The following is an 18182-nucleotide window of genomic DNA, read 5'->3' on the forward strand; positions in this document are numbered from 1 at the left end:
GTCTCACTCCTCGTCCTCGAAGGGATCCCATTCCTCGACCGCCGCGACCGCGCCTTGCGAGGTGCCGTGCAGGTCTTCCGTCTCGTCATCCACCAGTGGCGGCGTCTCGTCGCGGATCGCCTTGAAGCGGGCGCCCGGAGCGGCCGCGAAGATTGCGGCGATCACGGGGTTCTTCATTGCCTCGGCCTCGGCGGCGGCGCGGGCCGCAGCCTTCTGTTCGCTGACCGTGGGGCCGCCGCCCTGATCGACCACCGAGACCGCCCAGCGGGCGCCGCCGGTCCAGCCGCGCAGGCGTTCGCCCAAGCGTTGGGCGAGATCGCGCGGGGCATCTGGCGTCGGCTGGAACTCGATCCGGCCGGGGGCATAGCGGACAAGGCGGATGTGGTCTTCCACCTGCGTCAGCAGCACCATGTCGCGCATTCGGCGGATCAGTTCGACCACCGAGGTGAAATCGGGATAGGTTGCCAGCGCATCCGCCGCCACCTGCGGCTCGGGCGCCAGCGCGATCGCACCGCTGGCCGTCATGCGGGCAGGGGGCGCGGACATCTGGTGGCTGGGCGCGGCATGGGTCGGTGCGCGCTGCGCCTGCATCGCCGGACGCGCGAGTTCGCCCGCTGCCTGTCCCGCCTGCACGCGGCGGATCAGCGCCTCGGGGTCAGGCAGGTCAGCCACATGGGTCAGGCGGATGATCGCCATTTCCGCGGCCATCATGGCGTTCGGCGCGGCGGAGACCTCCTCCAGCGCCTTCAGCAGCATCTGCCACAGGCGGGTCAGCGCGCGCATGGGGATGCGCTCGGCCATCTTGCGGCCTCGGGTGCGTTCGTCGGGGCCGACCGTGGGATCCTCGGCCGCGTCGGGCGTGATCTTCACGAGGCTGACCCAGTGGGTGATCTCGGCCAGGTCGCGCAACACTGCCAGCGGGTCGGCGCCCTCGGAATATTGCGATTGCAGCTCGGCCAGCGCCTCGGCCGCTGCGCCGCGCAGGATCATGTCGAAAAGGTCGAGCACCCGACCCCGGTCGGCCAGCCCCAGCATGGCACGGACCTGCGGAGCAGTGGTTTCCCCCGCGCCGTGGCTGATCGCCTGATCCAGCAGCGAGGTCGCGTCGCGGGCCGAACCTTCCGACGCGCGGGTGATCAGCGCCAGCGCGTCGTCGGTGATCTGCGCGCCCTCAGCTGTGGCGATCCGGCGCAGCAGGCCGATCATCACCTCGGGCTCGATCCGGCGCAGGTCGAAACGCTGGCAGCGCGACAGGACGGTGACGGGAACCTTTCGGATTTCTGTGGTCGCGAAGATGAACTTCACATGCGGCGGAGGTTCCTCCAGCGTCTTCAGCAGCGCGTTGAAGGCCGAGGTGCTGAGCATGTGCACCTCGTCGATGATGTAGATCTTGTAGCGTGCGGACGCTGCCCGATAGTGAACGGATTCAATGATCTCGCGGATGTCGTTCACGCCGGTTCTAGACGCGGCGTCCATTTCCAGCACGTCGACGTGGCGGCCCTCGGCAATGGCCGTGCAATGCTCGCAGACCCCGCAAGGGTTGGTCGTGGGGCCGCTGGTGCCGTCAGGGCCGATGCAGTTCATCCCCTTGGCGATGATCCGCGCCGTAGTCGTCTTCCCGGTCCCGCGGATGCCCGTCATGATGAAGGCCTGCGCGATGCGGTCTGCGGCGAATGCGTTCTGCAGCGTGCGGACCATGGCGTCCTGGCCGACCAGGTCGGCAAAGGTTTCCGGCCGGTATTTCCGGGCGAGCACCTGATAGGCGGGGGTGTCGGGCATTCGGTCCTCGTCTGACCGGGGGAATGTAGGCGGCGAGGCGGGCGAGGGCAACGGTTGCAAGAACACCCGGCTTGCGGCCGGGCGTGCCTCCGGCGGGGATATTTGGGGCCGAAAGACATTGGCTTTACGGCGCTGCGGCGGCAGGGTGGCGCGGCAGAATGGGGGCAGGCATGGATCTGGCATTTGCAGGCGGCGGGCTGGACCGCGCGGCGGATCGGCGGGGGTCCGGCGACTGGCAGGAGGGCGCGCTGGTGCTGCCGGTCTGGCGCGGCAAGCTCTGCCTTGAAGGCGAGCGGCTGGTGCGGCTTCCCGCCGATCACCCGGCGCTGGAGGATGGCCTTCCCTCCGTCCTGCTGGGCTTCGATGGCGAGCAGGCGGTTGCGGCCCGAGACATCTCTGCCTGGCTGCCGCCCTCGTTGCCCGAGACGCAGATGTTCTTCGACCCGACCGAGCAGGTCCATCCCGAGTTGCCGCAGGCCCGCTTTGTCGAACTGCGCGGCGTCATGTCCCGCCTGTCGCCGCTGGAGGCCGAGCTTGCCGCCACCGCCCGCGCGCTGACGGGCTGGCACGCGAGCCATCGTTTCTGCGCAGCCTGCGGCCAGCCGAGCGAGCCGCGCCAGTCCGGCTGGCAGCGCATCTGCCCGGCCTGTTCCACCGCCCATTTCCCCCGCACCGATCCGGTCGTCATCATGCTTGTGGTGCGAGGGGACCGTGCGCTGATCGGCCGCTCGCCCGGCTGGCCCGAGGGGATGTATTCCTGCCTTGCCGGCTTCATCGAGCCGGGCGAGACGGTCGAGGCCGCCGTTCGCCGCGAGGTCTTCGAGGAAACCCGCGTCCGCGTCGGCTCTGTCCGCTATGCCACCAGCCAGCCCTGGCCTTTTCCCTCCTCGCTGATGCTGGGGATGGTCGGAGAGGCCGAGAGCGACGAGATCACCCTTGACCCGGTCGAGCTTGAGGATGCCCGCTGGGTTTCCCGGGACGAGATGGCCTCGGTCATGGCCGGCACCCATGCGGTGCTGAAGGCGCCACGGGCGGGGGCGATCGCGGGCTGGCTGATCAGCCAGTGGGTGGCGGGCAGGTTGTAGCCTGCCCCGGGGCAGTTCCGGCATCTGCATGGCATTTGAACCATTCCGCGGATGCCCGGATACCCGTTCTTAAGCAGGCTCGCGCTATCTCCGATCACGGATGTGAAAGGGGAAAATCCATGTATTCCAGACTTGTTATTCTCGGGCTGGTCGCCCTGACCGCGGGTTGCGCCACGATCACGCGGGGCACCAACGATGCGCTTGTCGTGAACTCGACGCCGGGCGCGGCGCAGGTGAAGATGAGCGACGGGCAAACCTGCGATGCCACGCCCTGCACCTTCAAGGTGCCGCGCAAGTCGGAACTGAATTTGCTGGTGCAGAAGGAACGTTGCCAGCCGCAGCAGATCCGGGTGACGAACCGCGTCGCCGGTGGCGGCGGGGCGGCGATGGCGGGCAACGTCTTCGTCGGCGGGCTGATCGGCGTGGCCGTGGATTCGAGCAGCGGGGCCATGCTGGACCTGGTCCCGAATCCGGTGAACGTGTCGCTGGATTGCCGCTGAGCCGGCAGGCGCGCGGCTGTTGAACGGTCCGCATGGCATGGCTTTTCCACGCATCTGCGCCGGGTCTCGCATCCGGCTGTGGATCGTGGGATCGCCTGTCGCCACCGAGGCGCCGATCCGAGGATGGATTGGCGCTGCGCGGTGAAAGCGGTAAGGCAATCGCCGAACCGCTACCCCCGAGGAATCAATGTCCTATTTTCCGACCTGGCGCCCCGCCACGGGCCCCGTGGTGATGCCGGACGAGCGCCTGCCTGCGGCGGCCTCATTCACCATGGGCCTCCAGCATCTCCTGGCGATGTCCGGCTCGACCATCGTGGCGCCGATCCTGATGGGCTTCGACCCGAATGTGGCGGTGTTCTTCTCGGGGGTAGGGACGCTTCTGTTCTTCCTCATCACCGGCGGGCGGGTGCCGAGCTATCTGGGGTCCTCCTTCGCCTTCATCGCCGTGGTGCTGGCAGTGATGGGGCAGGAGGGCGCGACCATCGGGCACGCGCTGGGGGGCATTGTCGCCTGCGGCGTCCTTTACGCGCTGATTGGTCTGATCGTGATGATGGTCGGCTCGGGCTGGGTCGAGCGGCTGATGCCGCCGGTCGTGACCGGGACCATCGGGGTGGCGATCGGGCTGAACCTCGCGCCGGTCGCGGTGCAGCAGCTCAACGCCTTCGGCAATCCCACGGCGGCGCATACGACCATCGCGCTGCTGACGGTGCTGTGCATGGCCATGATCTCGTGCCATGGGCCGCAGGCCTCGCGACGGATCTCGGTGCTGCTGGCGCTGGTGTTCGGCTATGTGCTGGTGCTGGTGCTGGGGAACGGTCTCGGCATCGTGCCGGGGATCGACTTCGGCAAGGTCGCGGGCGCGGCGTGGTTCGGCCTGCCGGCCTTCCAGCGGCCCGAGTTCCACTGGTCCGCCATCACCCTGATCGCACCTGTGGCGATCATCCTCGTGGCCGAGAACCTGGGCCATATCAAGGCGCTGGGCGCGATCACCGGGCAGAACATGGACCGCTATATCGGGCGCGGCTTCTTCGCGGACGGGCTGGCGACGGTGGTCGCGGGATCGGGCGGGGGAACGGGCGTCACCACCTATGCCGAGAACATCGGCGTCATGGCGATGACCAAGGTCTATTCGACGCTGGTCTTCGTGATCGCCGCCGTGGTCGCCATCTGCCTGGGGCTGTCGCCCAAGTTCGGTGCCATCCTGCAGACGATTCCCGCGCCGGTGCTGGCGGGACTGTCGGTGTCGGTCTTCGGGCTGATCGCCTCGGCCATGGTGCGGATCTGGGTCGAGAACAAGGTGGATTTCGCCGACCCGCGCAACCTGTTCACTGTAGGCGTAGCGCTGATTCTCGGCGCCGGCGACTTCACGCTGAACATCGGAGACTTCGCGCTGGGCGGAATCGGCACCTCGACGCTTGCGGCACTGGTGCTTTACCAGATCCTCGGGATCGGGCGTCAGCAGGTCGAGGCAAGGGAAAGGTGAGAGGTTGGACAACGACCCAAGCGGGGCTCGTTACGGCTGCTTCCTTCCGGACCTGACCGGGTTGGCGAGGCGCTCGCCCGCGCCAACCTCTCGGCCCGACAGATAGGACGGGACAAGGCGCGTTGCAAGCCCGCTTCATCCCAAGACAACCTGCGCGTGTTAACTTGTAAGCATGCACGTCCAAGTTTATGAGGCTGGTGATTTCAAGGATCTGGTGGCCGCTCGATGAAATTTTCACTGCGTCAGGATACCGGATTGCCAGCGGTCCAGCTTTTCGACGCAATCAGCGACTTCCCCCGGATGGAGCGGATGCTGGTGCGGCGCGGCACGAGCATCCGGCGGGTCGATCCGGCGCAGGAACCAGGCGCGGGCATGGCCTGGGACCTGGCTTTCGATCATCGCGGCAAGCGCCGCGAGCTGCGGCTGGACGTCACCCGGTTCGACCGTCCAGAAAAGATCGCGATGGCGGGAGGAAGCGATTCTCTGGACATCGGCATCGAGATGACCGTGGTCGCGCTGACGCGCGCCAAGTCGAGGGTGATCTTTGAGCTGAACGTGAAGCCCCGCAACATGCGCGCGCGGCTGATGCTGCAGACGGCCAAGCTTGGCAAGGCCCAGCTTGACCGCAGGTTCGCCGACAAGGTGGGCAAGTTCCTGTTCGACCTGACGGAACGGCGGCGCTGAGCCCTGTCGTCAGCGGCGGACTGACTGCTCGGCGCGCAGCGGGTCAGCGGGATAGACGCCGAGGATGGTCAGGGCCGAGGTGAAATAGCGCAGCTCGTCCAGCGCCCGCATCACGGCGGGGTCCTCGGGGTGGCCCTCGATGTCGGCATAGAATTGCGTCGCGGTGAAGACGCCGTCCACCATGTAGCTTTCCAGCTTGGTCATGTTGACGCCGTTGGTCGCGAATCCGCCCATCGCCTTGTAAAGCGCGGCCGGGATGTTGCGCACGCGGAAGACGAAGCTGGTCAGCATCGTCCCATCCCCGGCGCGGTTCGGGCGGCGGGAGTGATCCGGCTCGCGCGCCATGATCAGGAAGCGGGTGGTGTTGTTCTGGCGGTCCTCGATCCGGTCGGCCAGGCGGTTCAGCCCGTAGATCTCGCCGGCAAGCGGACTTGCCAGCGCGCCACGGTGCTTGTCGCCGGCCTGCGCGACCATCAAGGCGCTGCCGGCCGTATCGGCGCCGGTGACGGTGCTGATGCCGTGCTGGCGCAGGAAGTTGCGGCACTGGCCCAGCAGGACCGTGTGGCTCATCGCCTCGGTGATGTCCTCCATCCGGGCGCCGGGAACGCCCAGCAAGCTGATGTGGACGCGCACGAAGGTCTCGTCGATGATATGCAGGCCGGACTCGGGCAGAAGGTGGTGAATGTCCGCGACCCGGCCGTAGGTCGAGTTCTCGACCGGCAGCATCGCGAGGTCGGCCACGCCTGACCGGCAGGCTTCCACCGTATCCTCGAACGTGGCGCAGGGCAGCGCCTCCATATCCGGGCGGGCCTGGCGGCAGGCCTCGTGGCCATAGGCACCCGGCTCGCCCTGGAACGCGATCCGGCCGGTGAGGGTGCCGGCGGGCGACGCGGGGTCGGTGGGGGGCTGGGGCATCTGGAACCTGTCGCAAGGGGCCAAGGGCAGTCGGTGCGGGGCTGGCGTCACACCTGCCCTGCAATCGTCCGGCGGGGCCGAACTATACCTTGAACCGGCAAAGTGAAAGCGGATAGATAGCGGCCAGACAAAAGCCGCGACCGCAAGGAAAGACGCCATGTTCAACACGATGACGGTGACCAAGACAGCCGCTGCGCTGATCGGCTCGCTGCTGTTCCTGATGCTTGCATCCTGGTTCGCGTCGTCGCTGTATCACGTCGGCTACACCGGCCATGTCGCCGAGGGCGAGGAAATCCCGCAGGCCTACCGCATCCCGGTCGAGGACAGCAGCGGCGGCGGCGAGGAAGAGGTCGTCGAGGAAGGCCCCGACTTGGCCACGCTGCTGGCTTCGGCCGATCCCGCGCTGGGCGAACGTGCCTTCGGCAAGTGCCGGTCCTGCCACAAGCTGGACGGCACCGATGGCGTCGGGCCGCACCTGAACGGCGTCGTCGGCCGCGACAAGGCCGCGGTGGAAGGCTTCAACTACTCCACCGCCGCGCTTGAGCAGGAAGGCGCGTGGGAACCCGAGAACATCAACGCCTTTGTCACCAACCCGCGCGAATACATGCCCGGCACCAAGATGGCCTTCGCCGGCATCAAGAGCGCGGAAGAGCGTGCGAACCTGATCGCCTATCTGCAGACCACCAACTGATCCGCCTTTTCGGGGGAAGACTGTGGGCGCGGGGGAAACCCCGCGCCTTTTTCCATTCCGCCGGGGCGAGCCGGCGTCACAATGGCGACAGGCCGCTTGCGGGTGCCGCGCTGCGTGCCTTAGCGTCCGAACGATCCCTGGCCGGTTCGCCGGAAAGGGCAGGCAAAGGGAGAAGCGCATGGTCGCGACACGCAACGGGATACTGGCGGCGGTTATGTCTTTGGTGGCGACCCAGGCCGTCGCGCAAGGCGAGGCGACCGGGCCGACCATCGTTTCCCATGGTGTCGGCACCTTTGACGCGATCCGCCTGCCCGCCGATTTCGCGCATCTCGCTTACGTCAACCCCGACGCGCCGAAAGGCGGCGAGATCAGCGAATGGGCGGCGGGAGGCTTCGACAGCTACAACCCCTTCACCGTCAAGGGCCGAGGCGCGGCGCTGTCCACCGTCATGCTGGAAAGCCTGCTGGAGGGCACCGCCGATGAGATCGGGACCGCCTACTGCCTGCTCTGCGAAACGATCGAATATCCGGAAAGCCGCGACTGGGCGATCTTCACCCTGCGCGAGGGCGTGCGCTTTTCCGACGGCACGCCCATGTCCTCGGGTGACGTGCTGTTTTCCTATGAGACGCTGCGTGACAAGGGGCTGTCGTCCTTCCGCGCGGTGATCGTGCAGATGGTCGCGCAGGCCGAGGTGCTGGACGACCGCCGCATCCGCTTCACCTTCACGCCCGACTATCCACGCCGCGACGTGATTCAGGCGGTGGGCGGGCTTCCGGTCTTTTCCAAGTCCGATTTCGACGCGAACAACCGCGACATCCCCGAAAGTTCGAACCTTCCTTATGTCGGCTCGGGCCCCTACATGTTCGACAGCGCCGACATCGGCCGTTCCGTCAGTTGGAAGCGCAACCCCGACTACTGGGGTGAAGGGCTGCCGATCAACCGGGGCCGCCACAACTTCGACCGCATCCGCATCGAGTATTTCGGCGACTACGATTCAGCCTTCGAGGCGTTCAAGGCCGGGGCCTATACCTTCCGCAACGAGGCGTCCTCGATCCATTGGGCGACGCGCTACGACTTTCCGTCCTTCACCAACAGCTGGGTGAAGAAGGAAGAGCTGGAGGACGGCAACATCGCCAGCGGCCAAGCCTGGGCCATCAACCTGCGCCGCCCGCAGTTCCAGGACCCGCGCGTGCGGCAGGCGATCGGGATGGTCTTCAACTTCGAATGGTCGAACGCGACGCTGTTCTACGGCCTTTACGAACGCATCACGAGCTTCTGGGACAACAGCCCGCTGAAAGCCACGGGCCTGCCCAGTCAGGCCGAGCTTGCCCTGCTGGAACCTTTGCGCGCCGACCTGCCCGAGCAGGTCTTCACCGAGGAGGCCGCCGTTCCCCCCATCAGCGGCGAGCGCCAGATGGACCGCGGCAACCTGCGCCGCGCGGCCGCCTTGCTGGACGGGGCGGGCTGGACGATCCCCGAAGGCAGCCGCGACGGCATCCGCCGCAACGCGCAAGGCCAGCCCCTGCGGGTGCAGATACTCAACGATTCGCAGACCTTCGACCGGGTGATCAACCCGTGGGTCGAAAACCTGCGGACCCTCGGGGTGGATGCGGTGAACGAGCGGGTGGACGACGCGCAGCTTGAGGATCGCCGCCGCAACCACGATTTCGACGTGATCACCGCGCAACTGGGGCAGGACCCGATCCCCGGCTCGGGGCTGCAGCAGTATTTCGGCTCGAACTCGACCGACGACGTGTTCAACGTCATGGGGCTGGCGAATCCGGCGGTGGACCGGCTGATCTCGCATATCGAGGGCGCCACTACGCAGGAGGAACTGAACACCGGCGTCCATGCGCTCGACCGCAGCCTGCGGGCGATGTATTTCTGGGTGCCGCAGTGGTTCAAGGGCAAGCACACCGTTGCCTACTGGGACATGTTCGGCCACCCCGAGACGATGCCTCCTTACGCGCTGGGTGAGCTTGATTTCTGGTGGCATGACGCGGATAAGGCCGAGGCGCTGAGAAGCGCCGGGGCGATCCGCTGACCGGCCGGGCGCGCGGGCAGGGACACCGATGGGCGCATATCTTCTGCGGCGGCTGCTGCTGATCATCCCTACGCTGATCGGCATCATGCTGGTCAACTTCACCCTGACCCAGTTCGTCCCCGGCGGCCCGATCGAGCAGATCGTAGCTCGCGTCCAGGGCGAAGGCGACGTCTTCCGCAACATCGCCGGCGGGGGCGACGCGGGGCAGGGCGCATCCACCGAACGCTACGCCGGGGCGCAGGGCCTGCCGCCCGAGTTCATCGCCGAACTGGAACGCGAGTTCGGCTTCGACAAGCCCCCTGTCCAGCGATTCCTGTCGATGCTGTGGGACTATCTGCGCTTCGACTTCGGCGAATCCTGGTTCCGGTCCATTTCGGTCGTCGATCTGGTGATCGAGAAGATGCCGGTGTCGATCACGCTGGGCCTGTGGTCCACGCTGCTGGCCTATCTGATCTCGATCCCGCTGGGCATCCGCAAGGCGGTGCGGGACGGGACGCCGTTCGACACCTGGACCTCCAGCGCGATCATCGTGGGCTACGCCATCCCCGGCTTCCTGTTCGCGGTGCTGCTGATGGTGCTGTTCGCGGGCGGCAGCTACTGGCAGATCTTCCCGCTGCGAGGGCTGACCAGCGACAACTGGGAAAGCTTGTCGGCCTGGGGAAAGGTCAAGGACTACCTGTGGCACATCACCCTGCCGGTGATCGCCTCGACCATCGCCAGCTTCGCCACGCTGACGCTGCTGACGAAGAACAGCTTTCTGGACGAGATCAATAAGCAATATGTCATGACCGCCCGCGCCAAGGGGCTGGCGGAACGGCGGGTGCTTTACGGCCACGTCTTCCGCAACGCGATGCTGATCGTGATCGCGGGCTTCCCCTCGCTGTTCCTGGGCGTGTTCTTCGGCGCCTCGATCCTGATCGAGACGATCTTCTCGCTGGACGGCCTCGGCCGCCTTGGCTTCGAGGCCGCGGTGCAGCGCGACTATCCGGTGATCTTCGGCACGCTCTATGTCTTCGGCTTGATGGGCCTTCTGGTCGGCATCCTCTCGGACCTGACCTATGTGCTGGTCGATCCGCGCATCGACTTCGAAAGCCGCGCCGGATGAGCCTGTCGCCCCTGAACCAGCGCCGCTGGCGCAACTTCCGCCGCAACAAGCGCGCCTTCTGGTCGCTGGTGATCTTCGCGGTGATCTTCGTGCTGTCGATGCTGGCCGAGGTCATCGCCAACGACAAGCCCATCGTCGCCAGCTATCGGGGAGACCTGTACTTCCCCGCCTACCGCTTCTACCCCGAAACTGCATTCGGCGGCGACTTCGGGACGCAGGCGAACTACACCGACCCTTCGGTGGAATGCCTCATCATCTCGGGCGGGCGAGAGGAATGCTGGGACGAGCCCGAGGACACCATCGCCCAAGCCCGCAGCACCGCCATGGTGAACGGAGAGGAGATTCACCGCGGCTGGACCATCTGGCCGCCGATCCCCTACCATTACCGCACGATCAACAACGTGGGCACCGCCCCCTCAGCCCCTGACGCGAACCACTGGATGGGGACCGACGACACGGCGCGGGACGTGCTGGCGCGGGTGATCTACGGCTTTCGACTGTCGATCCTGTTCACCCTGATCGTCACCGTGATCGCATCAGCCCTCGGCATCGCTGCCGGTGCGGTGCAGGGCTATTTCGGCGGCCGCACCGACCTGATCTTCCAGCGGCTGCTGGAAATCTGGGGCTCGACCCCCTCGCTTTACGTCATCATCATCCTCTTCGCGATCCTCGGGCGCAGCTTCTGGCTGCTGGTCTTCGTCTCGATCCTGTTCGGCTGGCCCGCGCTGGTGGGCGTCGTGAGGGCCGAGTTCCTCCGCGCCCGCAACTTCGAATATGTCCGTGCCGCCCGAGCCCTGGGCGTGAACGACCGCACCATCATGTTCCGCCACATCCTGCCCAACGCGATGGTGGCCACCCTGACCATGCTGCCCTTCGTGGTCACGGGCACGATCTCCAGCCTCGCCGCGCTGGACTACCTCGGCTACGGGTTGCCCGCCTCGGCGCCCTCGCTCGGGGAACTGGCGCTGCAGGCCAAGCAGAACCTTCAGGCGCCATGGCTGGGCTTTGCCGCCTTCTTCACCTTCGCCATCATGCTGTCGCTTCTGGTCTTCATCTTCGAGGGCATCCGCGACGCCTTCGACCCAAGGAAAACCTTTCGGTGAAGGACCCCCGCGACCCCCGCCCGCCGCTGGACAGCCCCCGCGACACCGCCGATCCGGCAATGGCCCGCAACCCGCGCGACCCTGCCCGAGATGAGGCGCTGACCGATCCCCGCCCCGACCCAACGGAACCTGCTGGCCCCGCTGCCGTTCTGCCGGTGGTCCCGTCCCCCGGCAAGGCCGCCGCTGTCCCCGAGGCGACCTCGGACAAGACGTCCCTTTTCGGACGGTCTGAGCATATCCCGGACTCGGAAGCGCCCGGAAAACAGTCCGCCGGACTGTTTTCAGCAAATGAGGGGCGAAGCCCGAGCGGGGCGGCGGCCCGGTCCGGCAGCGCCGCGAATGCCGTCCTCGACATCCGCGACCTGCGCATCAGCTTTGTGAATGAGGGCCGCTCGACCCCCGCCGTCAAGGGCGTCAGCTTCACCGTGAACCGGGGCGAAACCGTCGCGCTGGTAGGCGAATCCGGCTCCGGCAAATCGGTCACGGCGCTGGCGACCGTCCGGCTGCTGGGCGCCTCGGCCCAGATCGAGGGCAGCGTCCGCTACAACGGCGCCGAGATGATCGGCGCGCCCGAGGCCAAGCTGCGCGCGGTGCGCGGCAACGACATCAGCTTCGTGTTCCAGGAGCCGATGACCTCGCTGAACCCGCTGCACACGCTGGAACGGCAGATCGGCGAAAGCCTCGCCCTGCATCAGGGCCTGACTGGCGCGGCAGCGCGCAAGCGTATCGTGGACCTGCTGAACCGCGTCGGCATCCGCGACGCCGAAAGCCGGCTGGCCGACTATCCGCACCAGTTGTCCGGCGGCCAGCGCCAGCGGGTGATGATCGCCATGGCGCTGGCGAACGGCCCGGAACTGCTGATCGCGGATGAACCGACCACCGCGCTGGACGTCACCATTCAGGCGCAGATCCTCGACCTGCTGGCGGACCTCAAGCGCGACGAGGGGCTGTCGATGCTGTTCATCAGCCACGACCTCGGCATCGTGCGCCGCATCGCCGACCGCGTCTGCGTCATGCAGGGCGGCGAGATCGTGGAACAAGGGCCGGTCGAGGACATCTTCCGCAACCCCCGTCATCCCTATACCCGCAAGCTGCTGGCAGCCGAACCCAAGGGCATCGCCGAGCCCATCGACCCCGCCGCACCCGAGATCGTCTCGACCGAAGCCCTGCGCGTCTGGTTCCCGATCAAGCGCGGCTTCCTGCGCCGGACCGTGGGTCACGTCAAGGCGGTGAACGCCGCCACCCTTTGCGTCCGCGCGGGCGAGACTCTGGGGATCGTGGGCGAATCCGGGTCCGGCAAGACGACGCTGGCGCTGGCGATCATGCGGCTGATCGAAAGTACTGGCCCGATCGTCTACATGGGCCGCGACATCTCGGCCCTGCAAGGCCGCGGGTTGCGGCGGCTTCGCCGCGACATGCAGATCGTCTTCCAGGACCCCTTCGGCAGCCTCTCCCCCCGCATGACCGTAGGCCAGATCATCGCCGAGGGACTGGGCGTGCACGGCGTCGAAAAGGGCCGCGATCCGCGTCAGATGGTGACCGGGATCATGGCCGAGGTCGGCCTCGACCCCGCCACGATGGACCGCTATCCGCACGAGTTCTCGGGCGGCCAGCGCCAGCGCATTGCCATCGCGCGGGCGATGATCCTGCGGCCGAAGGTGGTGGTGCTGGACGAACCGACCAGTGCGCTCGACATGACCGTGCAGGTTCAGATCGTCGAACTTCTGCGCGACCTCCAGCGCCGCCATAAGCTCGCCTTCCTGTTCATCAGCCACGACCTGCGCGTGGTCCGCGCCATGAGCCACCAGATCATGGTCATGCGTGCGGGCGACGTGGTGGAACAGGGTACCACCGCGCAGGTCTTCGACGCGCCCCAAAGCGACTATACCCGCGCCCTGATGGCCGCGGCCTTTCACGACAGCAAAGACCGACCGTGAAGATCCTGTTCGTCCACCAGAACTTCCCCGGCCAGTTCCCCCACCTTGCCCCCGCGCTTGCCGCGCGTGGCCATGACGTGCTGGCGCTGACGGACGAGGCGAACGAGCGCGCCAGCCCGGTCCGGGTGGTGAAATACGCGAAGCCCCCGCAGGTGACGACCAGCCACCCGCTGGGGCGGACCTATGCAGAGATGGCCGAGCGCGGCTGGCTCGCCGCCCGTGGCGCTCGGGCGCTGAGGGATCGCCATGGCTATGCGCCCGACGTGATCTTCGGCCATTCCGGCTGGGGCGAGACGCTGTTCCTGCGCGAGATCTGGCCCGAGGCGAAGCTGCTGGTCTATGCCGAACTGATGTATCGCACCCGAGGCCATGACGTGGGTTTCGAACCCGAGATCAGCCCCGGCACCGACGAGGCGCGGGTGCGCACCGTCGCCCGCTCGGCGCATCTCATCCAAGGCTTGGTGCAGGCCGATGCCGGGCTGTCGCCCACCCGCTATCAGGCCGAGAGCTTCCCGCCCGAACTGCGGTCCAAGCTGACCGTCATCCACGACGGCATCGACAGCGACCGGGTGAAGCCCGACCCCTCGGCCACGCTGCCGCTGCCCGATGGACGGGTGCTGCGCGCGGGTGACGAAGTGCTGACCTATGTCTCGCGCTCGCTGGAACCTTACCGCGGCTTTCATGTCTTCATGCGCGCGCTGCCCGGCGTGCTGGCGGCGCGGCCGCAGGCGCAGGTGGTCGTGATCGGGGCCGAGGGCGTCAGCTACGGCGGCAAGCCCGCCGACGCCGAAAGCTGGAAGGCGAAGATGCTGGACGAGATGGGCGACCGGCTGCCGCTTGACCGCGTGCATTTCCTCGGCCGGGTGCCCTATCAGACTTACCTGTCCACGCTGCAGGTTTCGCGCGTCCATTGCTACCTGACCTATCCCTTCGTCCTCAGCTGGTCGCTGACCGAGGCGATGTCGGCGGGCTGCCTGATCGTCGCCTCTGACACCGAGCCGGTGCGCGAACTGATCCGCGATGGCGAGAACGGCCGGCTCGTTCCCTTCCACGATCGCACCGCGCTGGAAGCCGCGCTGATCCGCGCGCTTGAAGGCGACCCCGAAGCCGAAGGGCTGCGGGCGGCGGCGCGAGCGGTGATTGCCGGCGGCTACGACCTGCGCCGCCACAGCCTGCCGCGCCTGATCGACTGGGTAGAGGGCTTCGGCCCCTAGATCCCCGCCATCGCGATCAGTCCGGCCAGCACCAGCGGGATTGCCAGCACCGCCAGCACCGTCTGCGCCGCCGTGATACCCGCCATCAGCGGCGCATCGCCCCCAAGCTGGCGGGCGAGAATATAGGAGGACGAGGCCGTCGGCAGCGTCTGGAAGACCAGCGCCGTCACCAGCGCCTGCCCCTCAAGCCCCATCAGCAGCGCGACGGCCAGCGTGGCGAGCGGCATCGCCCCGAACTTCAGCGCCGAGGCTGTGGCGACCGGCCCAAGCCAGCGCCGCGCGCCCCCGAACTGCAGCGCCGCGCCGACGCAGAGCAGCCCCAGCGGCAGAGACGCCGCCCCCAGCGAGCGCAGTGCAGGGCCGATTCCCGGCGGCATCTCGAACCCCGCGGATTTCGCCGCGATCCCGGCGAAGGAGGCCAGCACCAGCGGGTTCGTCGCCACCTGCCGGACGACGCCGCGCAGGCCCAGCCGCGCATGGCCATGGCGGGCAAAGACCAGCACGCAGAGGATGTTGACCGTGGGCACGATCACCGCGTTGCAGATCGCCGCCAGCGCGATGCCGCTTTCGGGAAACAGCCCCATCGCCAGCGTGACGCCGACATAGTTGTTGAACCGGATGCTGCCCTGGAAGACCGAGGTGAAGGCGGGTCCGTCCAGTCCCATCGCCGGGCGCAAGGCCAGCGTCAGCGCCGCCACGATCACGATCGCCGTGACCAGCGTCAGGGCCAGCGCCCCCACTGGCAGCGCGCCGATGTCGGCGGTGACGAGGCCGTGGAAGAACAGGCTCGGCAGCAGGACGAAATAGCTCAGCCGCTCGGCCTGGGGCCAGAAAGCGGCGGCGAGAAAGCCCCTGCGGCGCATCAGGAACCCCAGCCCGATCAGCAGGACGACAGGCGAAAGGGCGGCGAGAACTCCGGCGGTCACGGGCGCGGCCCCGACCGGACGGGGCGACAAGGCGGTGCAGGCATCTGCATGGTCAGGGAGGCAGCCTTTTGCCGGTGGCGTGGTCGGCGCCCGGATGCCATTCCCAAGGGCGCTGTGCAATCACTGCCTGGACGAGATGCAATGCGACCGGAAAGAGCCGCTCCGCGGGGGCGGACCCCGTGCTGATGCTGCTGGTCGGACGCGCAGGCTGAACGCGGTCTGGTATCCTGAAGCCTTGCCAAGGCCAAGGCATTACCGGATCACCGCTTGCCGGCATCCCCTGCCGTGACCTGCGGAGGTTGCCACAAGGTTGGCCGCATCGGGCCGTTCTCAGGCAGCCGTTCCGCGCAACCAGCGCAGCCCGGCCTCGGTCGTCGTCGCGGGGACGTATTCCGCGCCGACCCAGCCGTTGTAGCCCGCCGCATCCACATGGCGAAAGAACACGGCATAGTCGATCTCGCCGCCTTTCGGCTCGTGCCGGCCGGGAAAACCCGCGATCTGGACATGGCGGGCGCGGCGGGCGTGGCGGTCCCAGCAGGCGATGGCGTCTCCCGTGATCCGCTGGGCGTGGTAGGCGTCGAACTGCAGCCCGAGGTTCGGCGCGCCGACCTCGTCGATCAGCTCGGCCGCGAGGTCGTAGTCGGCCAGGAAGTAACCCGGCATGTCGTCGCTGTTGATCGGCTCGATCAGCAGGCTGGCATGGGGCGCGCGGGCGCAGGCCCAGCGCAGGTTCTCGACAAGGCTGCGCCGCGCCGCCGGGCCTTCGGCGCGGCCCGCCATGACATGCAGGTGACGGCAGCGCAGCGCCTGGGCGAAACGCAGGGCGCGATCAAAGTCGCGGCGGAACCGCTCCTCTCCCCCGGGCACGGCGGCGAAGCCTCGGGGTCCGCCCGCCCAGTTCGGGGGCGGGGTGTTCATCAGCACGAATTCCAGTCCCGCTGCCCGCAGCGCGGCGGACAGTTCGGGCGCGGCGAGGTCATAGGGGAACAGCATCTCGGCGCCCTCGAACCCCGCGCTGCGGGCGGCGGCAAAGCGTTCCAGCACCGGCAGTTCGGTGAACAGGAAGGTCAGGTTGGCGGCAAAGCGCGCCATTCAGCCCTCCAGGGGGAAACTGGCGCCCTGAGAACGCAGGACAAGCCGACCCGAGCCGCCGTCCTGTGCCGCCTCGACCAGCCGGTAGAAGGTCTTGCGGTCGATCAGCGCATCAAGGCCGCGGCGGACATGGACATAGGGGCGCGGCTCGCCGTCCCGGTCCTCGACCCGGATGGGGTTGTCGGGACCGGCCACCACCTCGTCGCCGACATTGGTGGTGAAGCGGATCAGGTCGTCGGAAATCTCGGCATCCACGGCGAGGAAGGGCGCGTCCACGACCCGGATGCCCAGCTTCTCGACCGGCGTGACGAGGAAGAATTGATCCCCCTCACGCTTCAGCACAGATGCAAAAAGCCGCACCATCCCGGGCCGGCCAATGGGCGAGCCCTCGTGGATCCACTGCCCGTCCGGGCGGATTTCCAAGTCCATCTCGCCGCAATAGGGCGGGTTCCACAGGTGAACCGGGGGCGGCCCGCGCCGTCCGGCCTGTCGTGCGGCTTCCATGATGCCCGCGCCGGTCGCGCGATCGTGCCCGGATTTTTCGCCCTTGTCCGTCATTGCCAGTGGAGCCTTCCGCGAACCGCCAATATGCTCTCCGTTACAGCAGAGCGAAGGCAGAGTCATGGCCGCAGAAGATAAACTCGTCGCGGATGCCACCCTTCTGGCCGGGCGGCTGACCGAGGCCCGCGCCAGCATCGAGCGCCGCTTCGTCGGCCAGCACGAGGTGGTGGAACAGGTGCTGGCCGCGATCCTGTCGGGCGGACACGCGCTGCTGGTGGGTCAGCCGGGGCTGGGCAAGACGATGCTGGTCGATACGCTTTCGACCGTGCTGGGTCTCGACAGCGCCCGCATCCAGTTCACGCCGGACCTGATGCCGGCGGATATCCTCGGCTCCGAGGTGCTGGACATGCGCCCGGACGGCACCCGCGCCTTCCGCTTCGTCGAGGGGCCGGTCTTCACCCAGCTTCTGATGGCCGACGAGATCAACCGCGCCAGCCCCCGCACCCAGTCGGCGCTGCTGCAGGCGATGCAGGAAGGCGAGGTCACGATCGGCGGCCAGCACCGTCCGCTCGGCCGCCCGTTCCATGTGCTCGCGACCCAGAACCCGATCGAGCAGGAGGGGACATACCCTCTGCCCGAGGCGCAGCTTGACCGTTTCCTCGTGCAGGTGGACATCGACTATCCCGACCGCGACACGGAACGTGCGATCCTGCTGGCAACCACCGGGGTCCAGCGGGACCGGCCCCATGCGGTGCTGGACGCGGCTTCGCTGATCGACGCGCAGCGGCTGGTCCGCGCGATGCCAGTGGGCGAGGGCGTGACGGCGGCGATCCTTGATCTGGTGCGCTCCGCGCGGCCGGGTGGGGCCGAGGCTCCGGGCTGGGTCGGCGAGACTCTGGTGTGGGGACCGGGGCCGCGCGCGGCGCAGGCGCTGATGCTGCTGACACGGGCGCGGGCGGTGCTGCAGGGCCGCTTTGCGCCGACGCTGGACGACGTGGCGGCAATGGCGGCGCCTGTGCTGCGACACCGCATGGCGCTGTCCTTCGCCGCCCGCGCGCGGCGCGATTCAGCCGATGCCGTGATCGGGCGGCTGATGGGCGAAAGCCTGCGGGCCGCCGCCTGA

Annotated in this window: 16 protein-coding genes and 1 other RNA gene; 11 read left to right on the forward strand and 6 right to left on the reverse strand. The window is 67.7% G+C overall.

The window, feature by feature from the left end; genetic code table 11:
* Positions 1 to 3: 3 nt before the first annotated feature.
* The gene (locus H5395_RS09455) at positions 4 to 1779 is read right to left on the reverse strand and encodes a DNA polymerase III subunit gamma/tau (RefSeq protein WP_182792332.1); all 1776 of its coding nucleotides are present in this window, start codon (positions 1777 to 1779) and stop codon (positions 4 to 6) included.
* A 170-nt stretch (positions 1780 to 1949) separates the two neighbouring features.
* Here H5395_RS09455 and nudC point away from each other — a divergent pair, with 170 nt between their 5' ends.
* From nudC to H5395_RS09470, 3 genes are all read left to right on the forward strand, one after another.
* A complete protein-coding gene (gene nudC, locus H5395_RS09460; protein WP_255440582.1) occupies positions 1950 to 2864 on the forward strand; it encodes an NAD(+) diphosphatase in 915 nt (304 codons plus the stop codon).
* A gap of 119 nt (positions 2865 to 2983) precedes the next feature.
* Entirely contained in the window at positions 2984 to 3364 is a 381-nt protein-coding gene (locus H5395_RS09465; protein ID WP_182792334.1) for a translation initiation factor 2, read from the forward strand.
* 187 nt (positions 3365 to 3551) lie between these two features.
* Positions 3552 to 4847 carry a solute carrier family 23 protein gene (locus H5395_RS09470; RefSeq protein ID WP_182792335.1) on the forward strand — a complete coding sequence of 432 codons (1296 nt, stop codon included), beginning with the start codon at positions 3552 to 3554 and terminating at the stop codon, positions 4845 to 4847.
* On the opposite strand, the gene ffs is transcribed toward H5395_RS09470, so the two are convergent.
* Positions 4842 to 4940, reverse strand: an RNA gene (ffs, locus tag H5395_RS09475) — signal recognition particle sRNA small type. The two genes, H5395_RS09470 and ffs, sit on opposite strands and share 6 nt — an antisense overlap.
* Before the next feature lie 132 nt (positions 4941 to 5072).
* Here ffs and H5395_RS09480 point away from each other — a divergent pair.
* On the forward strand, positions 5073 to 5531 hold the full coding sequence (locus H5395_RS09480; RefSeq protein WP_182792336.1) for an SRPBCC family protein: 459 nt from the start codon (positions 5073 to 5075) through the stop codon (positions 5529 to 5531).
* Between the two features lie 9 nt (positions 5532 to 5540).
* Here the strand turns inward: H5395_RS09480 and H5395_RS09485 are convergent, their stop codons facing one another.
* The gene (locus H5395_RS09485; protein WP_182792337.1) at positions 5541 to 6446 is read right to left on the reverse strand and encodes a prephenate dehydratase; all 906 of its coding nucleotides are present in this window, start codon (positions 6444 to 6446) and stop codon (positions 5541 to 5543) included.
* A 157-nt stretch (positions 6447 to 6603) separates the two neighbouring features.
* Between H5395_RS09485 and H5395_RS09490 the strand changes: the two genes are divergently transcribed.
* The 6 genes from H5395_RS09490 (at position 6604) to H5395_RS09515 (ending at position 14540) form a co-directional block, all read left to right on the forward strand.
* Positions 6604 to 7137 carry a cytochrome c family protein gene (locus H5395_RS09490; RefSeq protein ID WP_182792338.1) on the forward strand — a complete coding sequence of 178 codons (534 nt, stop codon included), beginning with the start codon at positions 6604 to 6606 and terminating at the stop codon, positions 7135 to 7137.
* A gap of 178 nt (positions 7138 to 7315) precedes the next feature.
* Complete coding sequence (locus H5395_RS09495; protein WP_182792339.1) at positions 7316 to 9181, forward strand: extracellular solute-binding protein; 1866 nt, start codon at positions 7316 to 7318, stop codon at positions 9179 to 9181.
* 28 nt (positions 9182 to 9209) lie between these two features.
* Positions 9210 to 10286 carry a microcin C ABC transporter permease YejB gene (locus H5395_RS09500; RefSeq protein ID WP_182792340.1) on the forward strand — a complete coding sequence of 359 codons (1077 nt, stop codon included), beginning with the start codon at positions 9210 to 9212 and terminating at the stop codon, positions 10284 to 10286.
* Complete coding sequence (locus H5395_RS09505; protein ID WP_182792341.1) at positions 10283 to 11389, forward strand: ABC transporter permease; 1107 nt, start codon at positions 10283 to 10285, stop codon at positions 11387 to 11389. Before H5395_RS09500 ends, H5395_RS09505 begins: the two co-directional genes overlap by 4 nt.
* Entirely contained in the window at positions 11386 to 13326 is a 1941-nt protein-coding gene (locus H5395_RS09510; RefSeq protein WP_370576422.1) for a dipeptide ABC transporter ATP-binding protein, read from the forward strand. The genes H5395_RS09505 and H5395_RS09510 overlap by 4 nt, the downstream gene beginning before the upstream one ends.
* Positions 13323 to 14540, forward strand: a complete 1218-nt coding sequence (locus H5395_RS09515) for a glycosyltransferase (RefSeq protein WP_182792342.1) — start codon at positions 13323 to 13325, stop codon at positions 14538 to 14540. Before H5395_RS09510 ends, H5395_RS09515 begins: the two co-directional genes overlap by 4 nt.
* On the opposite strand, the gene H5395_RS19460 is transcribed toward H5395_RS09515, so the two are convergent.
* The 3 genes from H5395_RS19460 to H5395_RS09530 form a co-directional block, all read right to left on the reverse strand.
* The gene (locus H5395_RS19460; RefSeq protein WP_182792343.1) at positions 14537 to 15466 is read right to left on the reverse strand and encodes an AEC family transporter; all 930 of its coding nucleotides are present in this window, start codon (positions 15464 to 15466) and stop codon (positions 14537 to 14539) included. The genes H5395_RS09515 and H5395_RS19460 overlap by 4 nt on opposite strands.
* Before the next feature lie 330 nt (positions 15467 to 15796).
* Positions 15797 to 16558: a hydroxypyruvate isomerase family protein gene (locus H5395_RS09525; protein WP_182792344.1), complete on the reverse strand. Its 762-nt coding sequence runs from the start codon at positions 16556 to 16558 to the stop codon at positions 15797 to 15799.
* Positions 16559 to 17116, reverse strand: a complete 558-nt coding sequence (locus H5395_RS09530) for a DUF1285 domain-containing protein (protein ID WP_182792345.1) — start codon at positions 17114 to 17116, stop codon at positions 16559 to 16561.
* A 64-nt stretch (positions 17117 to 17180) separates the two neighbouring features.
* On the opposite strand from H5395_RS09530, the gene H5395_RS09535 reads away from it, so the two are divergent.
* Complete coding sequence (locus H5395_RS09535) at positions 17181 to 18182, forward strand: MoxR family ATPase (RefSeq protein WP_182792346.1); 1002 nt, start codon at positions 17181 to 17183, stop codon at positions 18180 to 18182.

The sequence above is a fragment of the Paracoccus sp. MC1854 genome (assembly GCF_014164635.1).
Taxonomy (GTDB): Bacteria; Pseudomonadota; Alphaproteobacteria; order Rhodobacterales; family Rhodobacteraceae; genus Paracoccus.